An 18,513-nucleotide genomic window follows, 5' to 3' on the forward strand; every position below is an offset into this window, starting at 1 on the left:
TCAGGCTTTTTTCTGACGCAACTGCGCCAGGCAGTGTTTCAGCGCATTATCCAGCGGCGCTTCCATTCGCAGGACTTCCCCGGTATTCGGATGGGTAAAGGTCAGCGCTGCAGCATGCAGGAACAACCGCGCCAGGCCCGTTGACGCGAGCTGACGATCAAAGTCCCGATCGCCATAGCGATCGTCAAAAGCGATAGGATGGCCACCATGCAGCGTGTGCACACGGATCTGGTGCGTGCGCCCGGTCACCGGACTGGCTTTTACCAGAGTGGCGAAACCAAAACGCTCTTCCACTTTGAAACGGGTCTCGGAGGGCTTGCCTTCCGCACTGACACGCACCACGCGCTCACCGCTTTGCAAAATATTTTTCAGCAACGGTGCCTGCACCGCTTTCAAATGTGAAGGCCAGTCACCGCGCACCAGCGCCAGATAATCTTTCTGCATGCCCTTTTCACGTAACTGCTCATGCAGCGAACGCAGCGCAGAACGTTTTTTTGCCACCAGCAAAATACCGGAAGTGTCGCGGTCAAGACGATGTACCAGTTCGAGGAAACGGGCTTCAGGACGCAGCGCGCGCAGACCTTCAATTACACCAAAGCTAAGACCGCTCCCCCCGTGTACGGCGGTACCTGATGGCTTGTTCAGCACCAGTAGATGATCGTCCTCATACAGGATGGCATTCGCCAGCGCGGCAACCTTATCGAGTTTCGGTGATACCGCCTGCTCTTCACGCTCGGCCACACGCACTGGCGGAATGCGCACTTCATCCCCCACCTGCAGCTTATACTCGGGTTTCACGCGTCCTTTATTCACGCGCACCTCGCCTTTACGCAAGATGCGATAAATCATACTTTTCGGCACGCCCTTGAGCTGAGTGCGCAAAAAGTTATCAATACGTTGTTCGGCATTTTCAGCCGTAATGGCGACATAAAGTACGCCGGGATTCTCTGTTTTCATGGCGGCGATTCTAAATAGTGTCCCTGGATAGCGCCACCCCTTTTTCTGTGCTTAACTCTCTCTTTGTCGCGCGGACAAAAGGTCATAATGATGACTTTTTCACCGATGCGATGTTAAGCCCTGCAAATGAACAGGTTAAGGATGCACAAACTTCACAGCTCGGCAAAAGTCGCCTTGCTATATGTGAGTGAGCAATGGAATAATGCAGGGGTTTCTGCCCTGGAAAAATTCAGGCAGGAAAAAAGAGCGAAATAAGTCATTTTGCCGGATTGAACGGACACGCAGCAATGGCGTAAGACGTAATGTTAAATCAGGCACTTAGCGGGCTGCGGGTTGCAGCCTGGACGACAGACTGGGATGTGTGGATTTCTGAATTTTCTATAGCTATTCCACCTTCAGGCGCTGTTTTTCCTTATGAAAAACAGGCCACCGACAAGATTTGCGCCCCTTTAGCCGACGACAGCCGTGAGGTTGACGTCAGTGCATTAAGACACGGGGCCATCGGTTGATTCTCGTCCAGGGTAACGATGCCCGCAGCTACATCACTCATGTGAGAATAACGAGTAAGTCACGATGAAAAGAATGTTAATTAACGCATCTCAGCAGGAAGAGTTGCGCGTTGCCCTTGTTGACGGCCAACGTCTGTACGATCTGGATATCGAAAGCCCCGGACACGAGCAGAAAAAAGCCAATATCTACAAAGGTAAAATCACCCGTGTTGAACCCAGCCTCGAAGCGGCATTTGTCGATTACGGTGCTGAACGCCACGGTTTCCTCCCTCTGAAAGAAATTTCCCGCGAATACTTCCCTGCTAATTACAACGCACATGGCCGTCCTAACATCAAAGAGGTGTTGCGTGAAGGTCAGGAAGTTATCGTGCAAATCGATAAAGAGGAGCGTGGAAATAAAGGTGCAGCCTTAACCACCTTCATTTCTCTGGCCGGTAGCTATTTAGTCCTGATGCCGAATAACCCGCGTGCCGGGGGTATTTCCCGCCGTATTGAAGGTGACGATCGCACCGAACTGAAGGAAGCGCTGTCCGCACTGGAACTGCCAGACGGTATGGGTTTGATCGTGCGTACCGCAGGCGTTGGCAAATCTGCCGAATCGCTGCAGTGGGACCTGAGTTTCCGACTGAAGCACTGGGAAGCGATCAAAAAAGCTGCTGATAGCCGCCCTGCCCCGTTCCTGATCCACCAGGAAAGCAACGTCATTGTACGTGCCTTCCGCGACTATCTGCGTCAGGATATTGGTGAGATTCTCATCGATAACCCGAAAGTACTGGAGCTGGCCCGTCAGCATATTGCTGCGCTCGGTCGCCCGGACTTCAGCAGCAAAATCAAACTGTATACCGGTGAAATTCCGCTGTTCAGCCACTACCAAATTGAGTCGCAGATTGAATCGGCATTCCAGCGCGAAGTGCGCTTGCCTTCCGGTGGCTCAATTGTTATCGATAGCACCGAAGCGCTGACCGCCATCGATATCAACTCCGCCCGTGCAACACGCGGTGGCGACATCGAAGAGACGGCATTCAATACTAACCTCGAAGCGGCTGATGAAATCGCTCGTCAGTTGCGCCTGCGCGACCTCGGCGGCCTGATTGTCATCGACTTCATCGACATGACACCGGTTCGACACCAGCGCGCGGTTGAAAACCGTCTGCGTGAAGCGGTTCGTCAGGATCGTGCACGCATTCAAATCAGTCACATTTCGCGTTTCGGTCTGCTGGAAATGTCGCGTCAGCGTCTTAGCCCATCATTGGGTGAATCCAGCCATCACGTCTGCCCACGCTGTAGCGGCACCGGCACCATCCGTGATAACGAATCGCTCTCGCTGTCTATCTTGCGTCTGATTGAAGAAGAAGCGCTGAAAGACAACACCAAAGAAGTGCATGCGATTGTACCGGTGCCCGTCGCCTCTTACCTGCTGAACGAAAAACGTGATGCAGTCAGTGCGATCGAGAAACGCCAGGGTGGCGTGCGTGCCATCATCGTGCCAAACGATCAGATGGAAACGCCACATTACTCTGTGCTGCGCGTGCGCAAAGGCGAAGAGACGCAGACACTGTCTTACCACCTGCCGAAACTGCATGAAGCCGAAATGGCGCTGCCTTCGGAAGAAGAGCATGCCGAACGTCGTCGTCCTGAGCAGCCAGCCCTGGCCGCCTTTGTGATGCCTGATGCGCCGCCTGCGCCGGTTGAAGTGGAAAAAGAGAGCCGTAGTGCGGTTAAAGCGGATGCGAAACCGGCAGCTGCCGCTGCGGCGCCTGCCGTTGCCAGCACTGGCTTTGTCGCTCGTCTGTTGGGCGGTTTGAAAAAACTGTTTGCTGGCGATACGCCTGCTGCTGCACCTGTTGAAGCTAAACCAGAAGAGAAAGCCGCTGATAGTGAGAATAATCAGCAGCGTGGTGACCGCCGTAACAACCGTCGTAGCAATAATCGTCGCGATCGCACTCCGCGCAACGGAGAAAATGCTCAGGGTCGCGAAGGCCGTGAACCGCGTGAAGCACGTGAGCCACGCGAATCGCGTGAACCACGTGAAGCCCGCGAGCCGCGTGACAATCAGGACAATCGCCGTAACAAGCGTCAGAACGAGCCTCGTGGTGAACGTCCAGCGCTGACCGATGAGCAGCTGCAGCAGCGTGATGAGCAGCAGCAACAGCGTCGTGAGCAGCGAGCTGAACGCCAGCGTCGTCGTCAGGATGAGAAACGTAATCAGCAGCAGGATCAAAAAGCCGCTGAAACCGTTGCTCAGACCGAAATCACTGATGAAAACGTTGCGCAGGAAGAAGAACGTGTGCAGGTCATGCCACGCCGTAAACAGCGTCAACTGACCCAGCGCGTGCGCGTGGGTGATACTGGCGAAGTGGCGGCAGCCATCCCAGCACCAGCAGCCACGGAAGCGGTTGTGGAAAATGCACAGCGCACTGCATTCAATGAGCAATCTGAAGTCGCTCAGGATGAACAGGATGATAACGAGAACCGTGATAGCGCCAACATGCCGCGTCGCTCACGTCGTTCACCACGTCATCTGCGCGTGAGCGGCCAACGTCGTCGTCGCTACCGTGATGAGCGTTACCCAACCCAATCTGCCATGCCGCTGGAATCGGCTGCCTCTTCTCCAGAGATGGCATCCGGCAAAGTCTGGATTACCTACCCGGTTGCTCAGGCCCACGATCAGTTCTCCTCTCAGGAAGCGCTGAACGAAATGCCTGATTACAGCTATCAACATACCGGTGAAACGGACGCACTGCCGGTTGCGGCAGCAGCAGAACAAGTTGCTCAGCCAGCAGCGCAAGAGGCTGTTCATCAGTCTGAACCACAGGCACACACTGAAGTGCCGGTGGTGAACACCGATGACCTGACCCCAGTCGCTGCGCCTGTTAACGAAGAGCCTGCCGTGATTTCTGCCGCAGTTGAGCAGATTGCACAACAAACCGCTGCTGAAGCCGTACCGGCCGATGAAGTGACAACGGCACCGGCTGACACGGTCATCGCTAATGACGTTGAAGATATTCAGGCTGAAGTTGCACCCGCTACGGAAGTTGCTGCTGCATCGTCTGAAGTGGCACCGGCTGCGGCGCCTGCATCGACTGAAACAGTTTCTGCTACTGAAGTGACACCGGCTGAAGAAGTCCCTGCTGCGGAAATTACCGCACCACAGGTAAGCGAAGCCGTGGCTGAGCAAGCGCCTGCTGAAGTTCAGCCTGCTGTTGCAGCGGTTGAGCAAGCGCCTGCTGACGTTGAGCCTGCTGTTGCGGCGCAAGTGGAAGAAGTACTGGCTGCACCCGTGGCTGCTGAAGCGCCTGCTGCACCGGTTACTGAACCGCATGCTCCTGTTGCTGCACGTGATACCGCAGTGAGCAACGCTCAAACCCGCTGGAAGCACCACGCCACGGCGCCGATGACCAAAGCACCTGCTCCGGCATGGGAGCCAGAAGTCGTTCGTCACAGCGATTGGGTTCGCCCACCGTTTGACTTCGAAGGCCGTGGCTCTGCGGGCGGCCATAGCGCCACGCATCAGGCGACGGCACCGGCTACACGTCCGGAAAGCGTTTAAGTCTTAGTTGCTAATCAGCGTTAACAAAACCCCGACTGGTTCGGGGTTTTTTATTGCCTGTCGATCCTGCTCTGCCGCAATGACTGGTGATGATCTGGCAGAGTAAACAAACAGACCGCTGCGCCGCAGGAGGCAGGTGCGAAGAGGTGGTGATCTGGCAGAGTACACAAACAGACCGCGGCTCCGCAGGTGCCAGGTGCGATGAACGGTGCGACGAAATGACAGGCAAAAAAAATCCCACGGCCCCAAAAGGCGGTGGGAGAAACTAAGCGCGCCCGGTTTAAGCACGCTCAAATTTTCAAGTCAGATCTTATGAATTCAGCTGGAACAGTGACATCTTCGACATATCAGTGAAGGTCTTGTAAGACGCTTGCAGTGCTGTCTGTTGCATGGTGTAGCTGGAGATAGCCTGGGTGTAATCCACTTCCACCAGATTACTCATCTGAGTCGCCATGATGGTGTCATTGGTATCACCTTGGGAATCCAGCGTGTCCAGTTCGTCGAGTTTAATACCGACATCCGAGCGAACCGCCAACACATTGTTCAAAGAGTTGCTCAGGCCGCGGTTCGTTTTATCCATTGCATCCTGGAATGCTTGCTTAGTTGCATCATCGGCATCATCTTGTGGCACCTTCAGTGCTGCAATGGCGCTATCCAACATATTAAACAAATTAGTTTCACTGGCGCTGCCGTCAGGCTCAGTTTTCGCATTGCTGGTGATCGACATAAAGACAGAGTCACCGGTGTTTCCTACCGTCATCGTGCGGCTGTCATCCACCTTCTGGCTGATGGCATCACTTCCGCCGACGTAGGTAACACCTGTACCGGTATCGCTAAACGGCTCAGCTTCTGTTTTATAGCCGGCAAAGATATAACGACCGCTTGCATCTTTGCTGTTCGCCAGGCCAAGTAACTGATCGCGTAAGCCCTGAAGCTGAGTGGCATAGGATGCACGATCGTCATCACTCAAGGTGCCGGTTGACGCCGCAACAAGCGCGGACTGCGCATCAATAATGCCATTGGTGACGCTTTGCAGTGTGTTCTCTTCCAACGACAGACTTTGTGTAGCAAAAGTGCGCGCAGTGGCATATTGACTACTTTTTGCTTGTGACTGCGCCAACACAACTGAGCTTGCCGCAGCAATAGGATCGTCTGATGGCGTGTTAACGCGCAGTCCACTGGAAAGCTGCTGCCCCACTTTCAACCAGGATGCCTGTGACTCGGTAATCCCGCGGACCTGCTGGTTGAAAATCATATTAGTACTAAGACGCATGGGCTTTTATCCTCTCTCTACTTAGCTCATGATGCCAATCAGCGCATTAAAAATCGTGTTCGCTGTTTGCAATACCTGGGCATTCGCCGTGTAAAACTGCTGATATTTAGTCAGGTTGGCATACTCTTCATCGAGGTTAACACCAGACACGGATTGTTGACGGTCGGTCAATTGGCTCACCACACTCTCCTGGGTGGTGCTAGCCGTTTCCAGCGTGCTGGTTTTATTACCAACGGTGCTCACGATGGTGGCATAGGCTTGTGCCAGCGTGGCGTTGCCATTCACCAGGTTTGCATCCTGCAGATCCAACATTTTCTGCGCATTGGTGTTGTCACTTTCACCGCTGGTCGCTGAGGATGCAGCAGCAATTTGCGACTCATCAGTGATGGCAACCGACATGTCGCCGATAACATTTTGCACCGGTTTGACCAGGAAACTGTCTTTCGCCTGAGCAGTTCCACTTACGGTAAGATCGAGACCATCAAAACTCAGTGTGGTATTCCCATCCGCATCGGTGCCGGGTGTCGCCGTCACTTTTACGTTGTCTGACATACGCGTTACAGACCAGTTGGTGCCGTCATAACTCACCGTGTAGTTCGATGCTTTCAATGCGCTGCTATCAGACCACTCAGCCGTCACCGTTGCACTACCGGTGTTTTTGGTGTTGCTTAATACGGTTGGGCTGCCAATGGTGAAGAAATCAGTGCCTTGATTACCGTTACTGTCATACCCTGCGGTTTGCACCGCATTGAAGCTGGTGGTGAAGGCTGCGGCCAACTGGCCTAATTGATTCTGTGCTGTATCAAGGTCTTGCGTACGGAAGGCTAACAGCCCACCTAATGAACCGGTCGTCAGTGTCTTCTCAGGAATTTCCACGTTACCCGCTAGCTTATCGACATAACCTACGGTAATGCGTGAAGGATCACTACTGGATGGCATCGCCACCAGTTGGGTGGTATTTTTGCCGCTGACCAATGTCGTGCTGCCCATGGATACGATGTAATTTCCATCCTGCTGCGACACAGTCACGCCAACCACATTGTTCAGGTTATTGACTAGCTCATCACGCTGGTCCAATAAATCATTTGGTGCCGCACCGCTTGCCGTGGTTAGTTTGGCAATTTGCACATTAAGGTCTGCAATCTGACTGGTATATGTGTTTATCTGGTCAACGCTCGATGTGATATCCGTGTTAACACTGTTTTGCATACTTGTCAGATATTGCGCCGTGGTCTGGAATTGATTGACCAGACCTTGCGCATAACTCAGCATCGACTGGCGTGCTGATGGATCATTCGCATTGCTCACCACGTTAGACACGTTGGTGAAGAAGCTTTGAATGGAAGTCGACAGGCTGGTAGTCGACGTCGACAGTAAATCATCGATATTGGAAATCTGATTATATTGTGTGTTGACTGCACTGTAGTTAGCGCTGGAGCCGCGTAACTGCGCGGTAATAAACTCATCATATTCGCGCTGCACACCAGTGACATTCACGCCGTTACCGTAGTAGCTGGTGCCTGATAACGTACTATTGGACTGGCTAAGCAGGATGGTCTGACGTGAGTAACCCGCTACCGTGTAGTTGCTGATGTTGTTACTGGTGGTGCTTAATGCGGCCTGTGCGGCGCTCAGCCCACTCATCGCTGAGTTAATTATGCTGGACATCTCGGTTCCTTTATTTCCCGTTAACCGGGCTGGCAGTCATCAGTGCGATTGGGCGGGCTAAAACGCCCGCAGCTTATGATGGTTATCGGCGTGCTTAAGTGAAACTTGAGATAAAAAATCAGAACAAATCGGTGATATCCTGGCTGTACGCCTTCACGACTTTCTCGCCCATGTTTTTGAATTGCTGGATCATTCCCACCAATTTCTGCGCATATTTCGGATCGGTGGCGTAGCCCGCTGCCTGCAGGGCTCGTGCGCCCTGCTCCGGCGTTGCGGCATTGGCAACGGCGGCATAGCGCGGGTTATTGGACAGCAGTTTGACGTAGTCGCTGAGTGCTTCCATATAGGAACCATACACACGGAAGGTGGCACGCACTTTCTTCGCCACGCCACCTTCATATTCGGTGGTCATGATATCGGTGGTTGCGCCCTTCCAGTCACCACCGGCCTTGATGCCAAACACGTTGTAGCTCGGCTTGCCGTCGCGCGTCAGAATCTGGCGTTGTCCCCAACCCGATTCCAGCGCCGCCTGGGCAAGGATCAAGTGATGTGGAATACCACTCTGCTGACTCGCAGCCTGCGCGGGTTGGGATAACTGGGCAATAAAGTCGTTGCTATCCGCTGGGAAACTGGACGGCGAGACCGGCAGACGCGGCACCGCTTTGCGTACCATCTGCTCCAGTTGGTTGGAAGGCAGATTGCTATAAATGAAGCTGTTATCCAGCTTCATCGGTACCGTGCCAGCGGTTTCATCAGGCTCTTGCGCGGGCTGCATCTGTTTGACGATCAAATCCGCCATACCCAGCCCGCGTTTACCGATTTCCTGCGCAATCTGCTGATCGTACATTGAGGTGTACATCTTCGTTGAGTCGCTGCTGAAGATGCCATCCTGCGGCAACGCTTCACGCATGCTTTTCAACATCATCTGTACGAACATTCCCTCAACCTGTTTTGCCACCTGCAGCGCCTTCCCTTTCGGGTCGGCGGCTGCTTCGCGTTTCAGGTTGTTCAGTGAGCGGCTGTCATAGGCCGCACTCATCAGCGATTGCGTATCGGTCATCAGATGATTTCCAGTTTGGCGCGCAGACAGCCTGCACTTTGCATCGACTGCAGAATCGACATCAGCTCAATCGGCGTTGCGCCCAGGGCGTTCAGGGCACGGACCACGTTATTGAGGTTGGCGCTGGCGTTAACACGCTGCAAGGCTCCGCCGCTCTGGCGCAAGTCGATCTGCGTCTGCGTAGTCGCCACGGTTTGTCCACCGGCGAACGGCGTGTTCGGCTGGCTGACGTTCTGCTGCTGATTCACTGTCACCGACAAGTTGCCTTGCGCCACAGCACAGGTATTGAGCGTTACCTCGCGGTTCATGACCACCGAACCGGTACGCGAGTTGATGATGACTTTGGCATCTTCAACCGGTACGGAAACGTCTATATTCTGGATTTCTGACAGCAGGCGCACCTGTGAACTGTTGTTGGGTGAAACGCGGATCTGCACGGTACGCGCATCGAGTGGTTGCGCTGAACCCACGCCACGGCTATTAATCGCATCGGCAATACGCTGCGCCATGGTGAAATCTTCAGTATTCAGTTGGAGATTGATGGTGTTTTGGCTGCCAAAGTTACTTTGCAGCTCGCGCTCTACCGTTGCACCATTAGTAATGCGGCCACCGTTTAGCTGGTTAACCTGCACACTGCTGCCACCTGCAGATGCACCTGCACCGCCTACCAGAATATTTCCCTGCGCCAGCGCGTACACCTGGTTATCAACCCCTTTCATCGGCGTCATTAACAGCGTGCCACCGCGCAGGCTTTTGGCGTTACCCAGCGAAGAGACCACTACGTCAATATTCTGCCCCTGCCGTGCAAACGACGGCAGCTTTGCCGTGACCATAACCGCCGCCACGTTTTTCAGCTGCATATTGGTGCCGGTGGGCACGGTGATACCGAGCTGCGACAGCATGTTGCTTACCGTCTGGGTGGTAAACGGGGTTTGCGTTGTCTGGTCACCTGTCCCATCAAGCCCCACCACCAGGCCGTAACCGATCAGCTGGTTTTCGCGCACGCCCTGTACGGATGTCAGATCGCGAATGCGGTCAGCCTGGGCCATCAAACTGACACCGAGCAGCAGACTCAGGCTCAGACGCAGCAGAGTGTTCATTTTCATCATTACCTCGATTACATCGGCGACACGTTCAGGAAGAAACGCTGGAACCAGCCCATGGTTTGCGCCTCATTGATATACCCGTTTCCGACATACTCAATACGTGCATCGGCCACCTGCGTTGACAACACGGCGTTGCTGGCGCTGATGGTGCGTGGGTTAACCACACCGGAGAAGCGAATAAATTCGGTTCCCTGGTTAATTTCGATCTGTTTCTCACCGACCACGCGCAGGTTGCCATTCGACAACACCTGATTCACGGTGACGGTGATTGTGCCGGTAAAGGTGTTATTGGCCGTTGCGCCACCTTTGCCAGCGAAGTCATTTTTGCCATTGGCATCCAGTCCGGCTTTCTCACCGGCGGCGCCGACCAGACCGCTCAGGCCGGTTGGCACAGTGCTCACGCCAAAGCTGTTGCTGCCATCGCGACTCGCATTGGCTGAAGAACTTTTGCTGGCGCTGACATTTTCTTGCAGCGTAATCGTCAGAGTATCGCCAATGTTACGTGGACGGCGGTCTTCGAACAGCGGCTGATAGCCATAGTTCAGTGGCGCAACGCCCTGGAAAATGGAACCGTTTACCACTGGCGGTGCGGAAGGCGTGGGTTCTGCCGTTGTGGCACCCTGCACCAGAGGCGTACGCGGGACTAACGCACAACCGTTTAATGTCAGTAGCAGCGTGGCTACTAACCAATGCCCAGGCTTGAGAATCACTTGCTTCGCCACGGAGTTCTGACCTTATTCATGTTCTTAATCGGGCCAGCCAGGCTGGCCCAACGGCCCCAGATTAAACCTGGGTTAATTTCTGCAGCATCTGATCAGAGGTGGTGATCGCTTTGCTGTTGATTTCATAAGCACGCTGCGTCTGAATCATGGTGACCAACTCTTCCGCCACGTTGACGTTAGAGGTTTCAACATAACCCTGATACAGCAAACCAGCGCCGTTCTGCCCTGGCGTACTCTGCGTCGCCGCACCGGATGCCTGCGTTTCCTGATAGAGGTTTTCACCCAGGCTATCGAGGCCCGCATCGTTCATAAAGGTGCTCAGCGTCAACTGTCCCACCTGCGCTGGGTTGGTCTGCCCCTGCTGCGTCACGCTCACCACACCGTCACGCGAGATGGTGATGCTGGTGGCGTTCGCCGGAATAGTGATCCCAGGCTGAACCGGATAGCCGGCGTTGGTCACCAGCTGACCGTTCTGATCTACCTGGAATGAACCGTCACGCGTATATGAAGAGGTACCGTCTGGCATCTGCACTTCGAAATAACCCTGACCGTTGATCGCCACGTCTTTTGAGTTGCTGGTCTGCGACAAGTTGCCCTGGGTATGCAGACGCTCGGTGGTCACTGGGCGCACACCGGTACCAATCTGCAAGCCTGAAGGCAATGTGGTCTGTTCCGATGACTGCGTGCCCGGCTGACGCAGCGTCTGATACATCAGATCTTCGAACACGGCACGCGAACGTTTAAACCCGTTGGTTGAAACGTTCGCAAGGTTGTTCGAAATGACGTCCATATTGGTTTGCTGGGCGTCAAGGCCGGTTTTAGCGATCCATAAAGAACGAATCATGTTGTTTTCCTTAAGCCTTAGCTGCTCATGTTGAGCAGTTGATTGGCTTTTTGTTCGTTTTCATCGACGTTAGTGATGACTTTCATCTGCATCTCGAAACGTCGGGCGTTGGCGATCATGTCGACCATGGTTTCCACTGGCTTAACGTTGCTGCCTTCCAACACACCTGGCATGACCGCGACCGTTGCATCAGGAGCTAAAGCCGCACCGCGTGTCGCCTGCGTCGCCTGGGTTGGACGGAACATGCCGTCGTCACCACGCTGTAACTCTTTGCCCGTGGCCTTAACCAGCTTCAGCTTGCCAATCTGCACCGTGGCGTTCGGTGCATCACCCGCATTACGCGAAGTGATGGTACCGTCAGCCGCGATGGTCAGTTCGGAGCCTTGTGGAATGGCGATTGGACCGCCATCGCCCATCACGGGATTGCCCTGAATGGTCAAAATACCGGTCGAGCTGATCTGCATGTTGCCGTTGCGGGTATAGGCTTCAGAACCGTCAGCGGTACGCACCGCCAGCCAGCCATCTTGCTGTACGGCCACATCGAGCGGGCGTCCGGTGTTGTCCATCGCCCCTGGCGTCATATCGGCACCCGGCGTTGAGGCAGCCACTAAGGTGCGCGTCGGCAGCGACCAGCCGTTGACCGGCACCGCACGCAACGCGTTGAGCTGGGCGCGAAAGCCCGGCGTTGAGGCGTTGGCGAGGTTGCTGGCGGTCACCGATTGTTGTTCCATCGTCTGACTGGCGGCGCCCATCGCGGTATATATTGCGTGATCCATAGTGCAATCCCGTTAGCGAATTAACGTAAGTTAACCAAGGTGTTAAGAATCTGGTCCTGCGTTTTGATGGTCTGGGCGTTGGCCTGATAGTTACGCTGCGCCACGATCATGTTGACCAACTCCTGGCTCATGTCGACGTTAGACGCCTCCAGTGCACCCGAAGTGAGCGAACCGTAAGTACCGGTGTTGGCAAGCCCAATAGCAGCCTGACCTGAAGAGCTGGTGGCTGACCAGACGTTGTCGCCTTCGGATTTCAGACCTTCTGGGTTTGAGAAGCTTGCCAGTACGATCTGACCAAGCAACTGAGTCTGCTGGTTGGAGTAGGTGCCTGTGATAGTGCCATCGTCGTTAATCGCGTAGCTGGTCAGATCGCCAGGCGCGTATCCATCCTGAGTTGGGTTACCAAATGTAGTCGTCCCGGTGTTCTGCTGCAGGCTACCACTCATACTCAATGTGATTGCCTGCCCTGCTGCGGCCCCATTAGAACCGTTGATGGTCAGGGATACTGAAGTTGCTCCAGCCACACCGCCTAAGCTCGTCATGTTGCCACTAGAGTCAAAGACTGCTGCAAAATCGCCAGCGCTTGTTCCTGTCGTGGAATCAATAGCGTGAACACTCCAGGTGTTATCAGCCGTTTTCACATAGTACAGATCCAAAGCATGATCATTACCCTGTGAGTCATACACGGTTACCGTACTTTTGGCGTTGTAAGTGTCGACGTTGGAGGCATCAAATGCGGTATCGTCCAATGCAGTACTGGTTGAGTTCAAATTCGCTACTTGTGTCGCAGTCGTTGTGGCACGTGCTGACATCTGAGTGGTAGGCACACTCAGCGCGACCGGGTTTGCACCGGTTTGAATTGTCGGTGGAGTCCCTGTGGCCGGATATCCGGTTACTGAGAGACCCTGGGTGTTCACCAGATTACGGTTCTCATCCAAAGTAAACTGACCGTTGCGTGAATAATAAACTGCTCCACTGGAGTCGGTCATACGGAAGAAACCGTTACCGCTCAATGCCACATCGAGACCACGGCTGGTAGTGGTGGTGGTGCCATCGTTGAAGTTCTGGATGACTGCAGCCACTTTCGTACCCATACCCACGTTTGAACCGGCGAACATATCGGCAAAAGAGATGGTGCTGGATTTAAAGCCGGCAGTGGCGGAGTTGGCAATGTTGTTACCGATGACGTCGAGGTTACTGGAGGCAGCACTCAGACCACTTACCGCTTGTGAAAAAGACATATTATTTCTCCTGCTAAAAGGTTAATCAGAGAATCTGACGAATTTCATCGAGGGTCGCGGAGCCCATGGTGCCGAGATCCAGTTTGGAGGTGTCATCGACCGTACTCACGCCATTGACGTAGGCATAGTTGAGCGGCTGAGCCACCAGTTGTGTTGTGCCATTGCTGGCTGCAATGGATACTGAATATTTACCGTCTGCAACAGTAGCGCCATTTGCATCGGTGCCGTCCCACGAGAAGGTATGCACACCGGAAGACAGCGCACCCAAATCAATGGTGCGAACCACCGTACCGCTGCTGTCCTTGATCGTCGCCGTGGTCGCTGTGGATGCGGTAGTTAACTCGACACCGAATGGTGTCGTGGTACCACTACCAACCAGGATCTGGCTGCCATCGATCATCACACCATGGCCGATCAGCGTAGTGCTCTGCAGCGACTGGCTGGTGGTGAGCTGGCCAGAGATGGAACCCAGGGTGGTATTCAGCTTCTCAATGCCGCTCAGGGTGTTGATCTGTGCCAGCTGCGTGGTGAGCTGGCTGTTATCCATCGGATTGGTGGGGTCCTGGTTCTGCAACTGCGTCACCAGCATGGTCAGGAACTGGTTCTGCAGGTCTTCTGAAGTATTTCCAGTGCTCGATGAACTGGTTGAACTCAGTACCGTTGGGTCAAGATTGGCATTAACGCCGACTGCTACGCTCATATTTATGCTCCGTTATTGACCCATCGTCAGGGTTTTCATCATCATTGATTTCACCGTGTTCAACACTTCGACGTTGGCCTGATAGCTGCGAGACGCTGACATGGTGTTAACGGTTTCTGATACGACATCGACGTTTGGCATCTTGACGTAACCCTTCTCATCCGCCATCGGATTACCTGGGTCGTACACCAATTTGGCTGGGGTAGGATCGTTCACCACGCCCGCGACCTTGACGCCACCGGTCGCCGCGCCAGGGGCGGCATCGGTCTGGAATATCACCTGTTTTGCCACATAAGGCTGGCCATCCGGCCCGGTGACGCTGTCGGCGTTGGCCAGGTTACTGGCACTGACGTTGAGGCGCTGTGATTGCGCGGTCATCGCAGAACCGGCGATATCAAAAATATTCAGCAATGCCATGGTTATTGCCCCTGCAGAACGCTCATCATGCCTTTGATTTGGCTACTGATGAGGGTGAGATCGGTTTGGTATTTCAGGCTGTTATCAGCAAACTGCGTACGTTCACGATCCATATCCACGGTGTTGCCATCCGCGGCAGGTTGATCGGGAATGCGGTACATCAGGTCCATGGATGGCTGAGAGTTGGTTTCAGCAGCGATGTGGCGTGAAGAGGTGACTTTCAGCGCCATGCTGCTCCCCTCCGCGCGACCATTTTCCATCACCTTGCTCAGCTGGCTGGCAAAGTCGATATCCCGCGCCTGGTAGCCCGGGGTATCGGCGTTGGCAATATTGGACGCCAGGATTTCCTGGCGCTGAGCACGCAGATTTAACGCTTCTGTACCAAATCGCAGCGCGGCATCGAGTTTGTCGAGCATGCTTCCTCCGCGAATGAGAATATCGAGCTGACAGCTTAAGTGGACAAATGCAAGGGCGATCGTCTGAATAGCAGCAAAAATCACGGCTATTTTTGACATTGAATTTTTCGCGCGAAGAGTAGACTCAGGCCATCTTCTCGACAGGAGGCGTTTATGCGCAGTTCTTTATCTTTGCTGGCCACGTTGTTGTTGGCCTTCGCGCTGCCCGGCCATGCGGCGGACCTGACCGCACAGTTAACGCAGTTTTTTAAAGCGCGCGATCCGCAACATGCCGCGGGGATGACCGTAGTGGTGCGCACGCCCAAAGAGCAGTGGCCGACCTGCGAGGCACCGGCGTTACAACTGCCGGGCAACAGCCGCCAGTGGGGTAATCTCAGCATTGCCGCCAGTTGCGATCAGAATCGTCGTTTCCTGCAGGTTCAGGTACAGGTGACCGGTCAGTATTTAGTTGCCAGCCGTCAGGTCGCACGTGGCAGTACCCTCGACCCGAATGATTTCCGTCTCGAGACCGGGCGTCTGGATGAACTGCCTCCGCGAGCCCTGTTCGATAACAACAGCGTGGCCGATGCGATTGCGCTGCGCGATATCCCGCCTGGACAGCCGGTGACCGCGATGATGCTACGTCAGCCCTGGCGGGTTAAAGCAGGACAAAATGTGATGGTGGTAGCCAGCGGAAACGGGTTTAATGCCAGTAGCGAAGGACGTGCGCTGAACAACGCCAGCGCGGCACAAATGGTGCGCGTGCGCATGGGAAATGGTCAGGTTGTCAGTGGGCGCGTCGACGCGGATGGGAATATTCTGATATCGCTATAAAGCGTTAAAGAACCTTGTTGTTCTGCCGATAGAGATATCAACAAAGACATTACCCTATGCTGACTCAGTTGACTGACCCTCAGCTGACCTTACAGGAGCACGACCATGAGCATCGACAGAACGCAGCCTTTAATTCCGGTGAGCACTGTACAATCCCGCGACACCAACGATAACAACGGCAAGGTGCGCCAAAACGTTACTGCTTCAACCAACGCCAGCACCAGTGAAAGCGGTGCTGAAGTGAAGTTGAGCACGGCTCAGGCGCAGTTAATGCAGCCGGGCAGCAAAGACATCAACACTGCACGTGTTGAACAACTGAAAACCGCTATTCGTAATGGCGAACTGAAAATGGATACCGGTAAGATCGCCGACGCGCTGATCGCCGATACCAAGGCGTATTTAGAGGGTAACTAATCCCAATGGACAATCTGCTGACCACCTTAGATAAAATGCAGGACGTGCTGGCTTCACTCACTGTGGTGATGGATGAAGAGCAACAGCAACTGTCTGCCGGCCAGGTTAATGGCAACCTGTTGCAGCGCATATCAGAAGATAAAAGCGCGCTGCTGACGACGTTGAATTATCTGGACGACATGCGCCGAAATACCGAAAAATCACTCGGTACTCAGGCGCCCTATGATGGTCACAGCGATCGTGAACGCCGCTGGCAGAGCATTCAGCAGCATACCCGCCGTTTGCGCGATACCAACACTCATAACGGTATTCTGCTGCAGCATCAAATCAGCTTCACCAATGATGCGCTCTCGGTACTGAAACCGCACCAGACTCAGGCGTTTTACGGTCCCGATGGATTAGGCAAAGGTCAGTCGACGCTCAGCCGCAAAGGTTAATAAAGAAAAATCCCGCCGAGGCGGGATTTTTTTATGCCAGCGTGCGGCGGGCAAAATCTCTCGGGCGGAAGCCCAACAGACCCAGCATGACAAAGTAAGCACCACCGCCAATAGCACAGACTGCAGCCAGACGCAGTAACCGCCACCACATCTGCCCTTCTTCCCAGGCCGGCATCACATGCAGAATGCCCAGCAGCGCTGCTGCCATGACCACAACCGCAATCATCAGACGCACCAGGAAGCTAAACCAACCCGGCTGCGGCTGGAAGATATCCTGTTTACGTAATTGCCAGTACAGCAGCGCGGCATTTAGACAAGCCGCTAATCCAATCGACAACGACAATCCGGCATGTTTGAGCGGGCCGATAAACGCCAGGTTCATCACCTGCGTCATGATCAGCGTCACAATCGCAATCTTCACCGGGGTCTTAATGTCCTGACGCGAATAGAATCCGGGCGCTAGCACTTTGACCACAATCAGCCCCATCAATCCTACCGAATACGCCACCAGCGCACGCTGCGTCATGGCGGCATCGAACGCGGTGAATTTACCGTACTGGAACAGTGCCACGGTCAGTGGGCCAGAGAGAATGCCGAGGGCAACGGCGCTCGGCAGGGCCAACAGGAAGCAGAGGCGCAGGCCCCAATCCATCAGACGCGAGTACTCATCATGATTGCCGCTGGCGAAACTCTTCGCTAACGATGGCAGCAAAATCGTGCCCAGTGCGACACCCAATACGCCCGACGGGAACTCCATTAAACGGTCAGCATAGTACATCCACGACACTGAACCCGAGACGAGGAATGAGGCGAAAATGGTGTTGATGATCAGGGATATTTGGCTCACCGATACGCCAAGAATCGCCGGTCCCATTTGGCGCATGACGCGCCATACACCGGCGTCACGCAGGTTGAGGCGCGGCAACACCAGCATGCCGATTTTCTTCAAGTGCGGCAGTTGGTAGAACAGTTGCAACACCCCACCGACCACCACAGCCCATGCCAGCGCCATCACCGGTGGATGGAAATGCGGGGCAGCAAACACCGCAAAGCCAATCATGCTGATGTTTAATAACGTCGGCGCAAATGCCGGAACCGAGAAGCGATTCCAGGTGTTGAGTATCGCACCGGCCAGCGACGCCAGGGAGATCAGCAGAATATAAGGAAAGGTAACGCGTAGTAGCGAACTGGTCAGCGCGAATTTATCGGCGGTATCAGCAAATCCGGGCGCAGTGACCATAATCACCCAGGGTGCGGCAATCATGCCGAGCACCGTCACCACCGCCAGCACCAGCGTCAGCAAGCCGGAAACGTAGGCCACAAATACGCGTGTGGCCTCTTCGCCCTGCTTGCTTTTGTATTCGGCAAGAATGGGCACAAACGCCTGAGAAAAGGCGCCTTCCGCAAAGATACGGCGCAGCAAATTGGGCAGTTTAAAGGCCACGAAGAAGGCATCGGTGGCCATACCGGCACCGAAAACGCGTGCCACTATGGCATCACGGGCAAAGCCCAGCACGCGGGAAAAAAGGGTCATCGAACTGACCGCAGCCAGCGATTTCAACAAATTCATTTTGAGTGGCGCATCCTGAAAAGTGTCGGATAAATGAGCA

The 18,513-nt window shown here is 54.4% G+C and carries 18 protein-coding genes; 5 read left to right on the forward strand and 13 right to left on the reverse strand.

Annotation, left to right across the window (positions count from 1 at the left end):
* Window positions 1-957 (reverse strand): 23S rRNA pseudouridine(955/2504/2580) synthase RluC, encoded by a 957-nt coding sequence (rluC, locus tag FD744_RS11090; RefSeq protein ID WP_097119613.1) that lies wholly within the window; start codon window positions 955-957, stop codon window positions 1-3.
* A gap of 302 nt (window positions 958-1,259) precedes the next feature.
* Here rluC and FD744_RS11095 point away from each other — a divergent pair, with 302 nt between their 5' ends.
* Together FD744_RS11095 and rne are read left to right on the forward strand one after the other, a co-directional pair.
* Complete coding sequence (locus tag FD744_RS11095) at window positions 1,260-1,466, forward strand: hypothetical protein (RefSeq protein ID WP_141399045.1); 207 nt, start codon at window positions 1,260-1,262, stop codon at window positions 1,464-1,466.
* Window positions 1,467-1,530: 64 nt separating this feature from the next.
* Window positions 1,531-5,016 (forward strand): ribonuclease E, encoded by a 3,486-nt coding sequence (gene rne, locus FD744_RS11100; protein ID WP_160868227.1) that lies wholly within the window; start codon window positions 1,531-1,533, stop codon window positions 5,014-5,016.
* A 310-nt stretch (window positions 5,017-5,326) separates the two neighbouring features.
* Here the strand turns inward: rne and flgL are convergent, their stop codons facing one another.
* The 11 genes from flgL to flgB form a co-directional block, all read right to left on the reverse strand.
* The gene (gene flgL / locus FD744_RS11105) at window positions 5,327-6,289 is read right to left on the reverse strand and encodes a flagellar hook-associated protein FlgL (RefSeq protein WP_160868228.1); all 963 of its coding nucleotides are present in this window, start codon (window positions 6,287-6,289) and stop codon (window positions 5,327-5,329) included.
* Between the two features lie 21 nt (window positions 6,290-6,310).
* Complete coding sequence (gene flgK, locus FD744_RS11110; RefSeq protein WP_160868229.1) at window positions 6,311-7,957, reverse strand: flagellar hook-associated protein FlgK; 1,647 nt, start codon at window positions 7,955-7,957, stop codon at window positions 6,311-6,313.
* Window positions 7,958-8,075: 118 nt separating this feature from the next.
* The gene (gene flgJ / locus FD744_RS11115) at window positions 8,076-9,017 is read right to left on the reverse strand and encodes a flagellar assembly peptidoglycan hydrolase FlgJ (protein WP_034830681.1); all 942 of its coding nucleotides are present in this window, start codon (window positions 9,015-9,017) and stop codon (window positions 8,076-8,078) included.
* On the reverse strand, window positions 9,017-10,123 hold the full coding sequence (locus tag FD744_RS11120) for a flagellar basal body P-ring protein FlgI (protein WP_045813994.1): 1,107 nt from the start codon (window positions 10,121-10,123) through the stop codon (window positions 9,017-9,019). The genes flgJ and FD744_RS11120 overlap by 1 nt, the downstream gene beginning before the upstream one ends.
* Window positions 10,124-10,134: 11 nt before the next feature.
* Complete coding sequence (locus FD744_RS11125) at window positions 10,135-10,845, reverse strand: flagellar basal body L-ring protein FlgH (protein ID WP_034830679.1); 711 nt, start codon at window positions 10,843-10,845, stop codon at window positions 10,135-10,137.
* Window positions 10,846-10,906: 61 nt separating this feature from the next.
* Window positions 10,907-11,689, reverse strand: coding sequence for a flagellar basal-body rod protein FlgG (gene flgG, locus FD744_RS11130; protein ID WP_034830678.1), 783 nt, complete (start codon window positions 11,687-11,689; stop codon window positions 10,907-10,909).
* 17 nt (window positions 11,690-11,706) lie between these two features.
* A complete protein-coding gene (locus FD744_RS11135) occupies window positions 11,707-12,465 on the reverse strand; it encodes a flagellar basal body rod protein FlgF (RefSeq protein ID WP_034830676.1) in 759 nt (252 codons plus the stop codon).
* Between the two features lie 20 nt (window positions 12,466-12,485).
* Window positions 12,486-13,706, reverse strand: a complete 1,221-nt coding sequence (gene flgE, locus FD744_RS11140) for a flagellar hook protein FlgE (RefSeq protein ID WP_160868230.1) — start codon at window positions 13,704-13,706, stop codon at window positions 12,486-12,488.
* 25 nt (window positions 13,707-13,731) lie between these two features.
* Entirely contained in the window at window positions 13,732-14,406 is a 675-nt protein-coding gene (gene flgD / locus FD744_RS11145; protein ID WP_160868231.1) for a flagellar hook assembly protein FlgD, read from the reverse strand.
* 12 nt (window positions 14,407-14,418) lie between these two features.
* Window positions 14,419-14,823 carry a flagellar basal body rod protein FlgC gene (flgC, locus tag FD744_RS11150; RefSeq protein WP_034830669.1) on the reverse strand — a complete coding sequence of 135 codons (405 nt, stop codon included), beginning with the start codon at window positions 14,821-14,823 and terminating at the stop codon, window positions 14,419-14,421.
* A 2-nt stretch (window positions 14,824-14,825) separates the two neighbouring features.
* Window positions 14,826-15,239 carry a flagellar basal body rod protein FlgB gene (gene flgB, locus FD744_RS11155; RefSeq protein WP_034830667.1) on the reverse strand — a complete coding sequence of 138 codons (414 nt, stop codon included), beginning with the start codon at window positions 15,237-15,239 and terminating at the stop codon, window positions 14,826-14,828.
* 153 nt (window positions 15,240-15,392) lie between these two features.
* Between flgB and flgA the strand changes: the two genes are divergently transcribed.
* The 3 genes from flgA (at window position 15,393) to flgN (ending at window position 16,903) form a co-directional block, all read left to right on the forward strand.
* A complete protein-coding gene (gene flgA / locus FD744_RS11160; protein ID WP_034830664.1) occupies window positions 15,393-16,052 on the forward strand; it encodes a flagellar basal body P-ring formation chaperone FlgA in 660 nt (219 codons plus the stop codon).
* A 105-nt stretch (window positions 16,053-16,157) separates the two neighbouring features.
* A complete protein-coding gene (gene flgM, locus FD744_RS11165; RefSeq protein ID WP_034830662.1) occupies window positions 16,158-16,466 on the forward strand; it encodes a flagellar biosynthesis anti-sigma factor FlgM in 309 nt (102 codons plus the stop codon).
* Window positions 16,467-16,471: 5 nt separating this feature from the next.
* Entirely contained in the window at window positions 16,472-16,903 is a 432-nt protein-coding gene (gene flgN, locus FD744_RS11170) for a flagellar export chaperone FlgN (protein WP_058959595.1), read from the forward strand.
* Between the two features lie 31 nt (window positions 16,904-16,934).
* Here the strand turns inward: flgN and murJ are convergent, their stop codons facing one another.
* Window positions 16,935-18,473: a murein biosynthesis integral membrane protein MurJ gene (gene murJ, locus FD744_RS11175; RefSeq protein WP_097119606.1), complete on the reverse strand. Its 1,539-nt coding sequence runs from the start codon at window positions 18,471-18,473 to the stop codon at window positions 16,935-16,937.
* Window positions 18,474-18,513: the final 40 nt, after the last annotated feature.

This window comes from Pantoea sp. Taur (genome assembly GCF_009830025.1).
GTDB classification, from domain to species: domain Bacteria; phylum Pseudomonadota; class Gammaproteobacteria; order Enterobacterales; family Enterobacteriaceae; genus Pantoea; species Pantoea communis.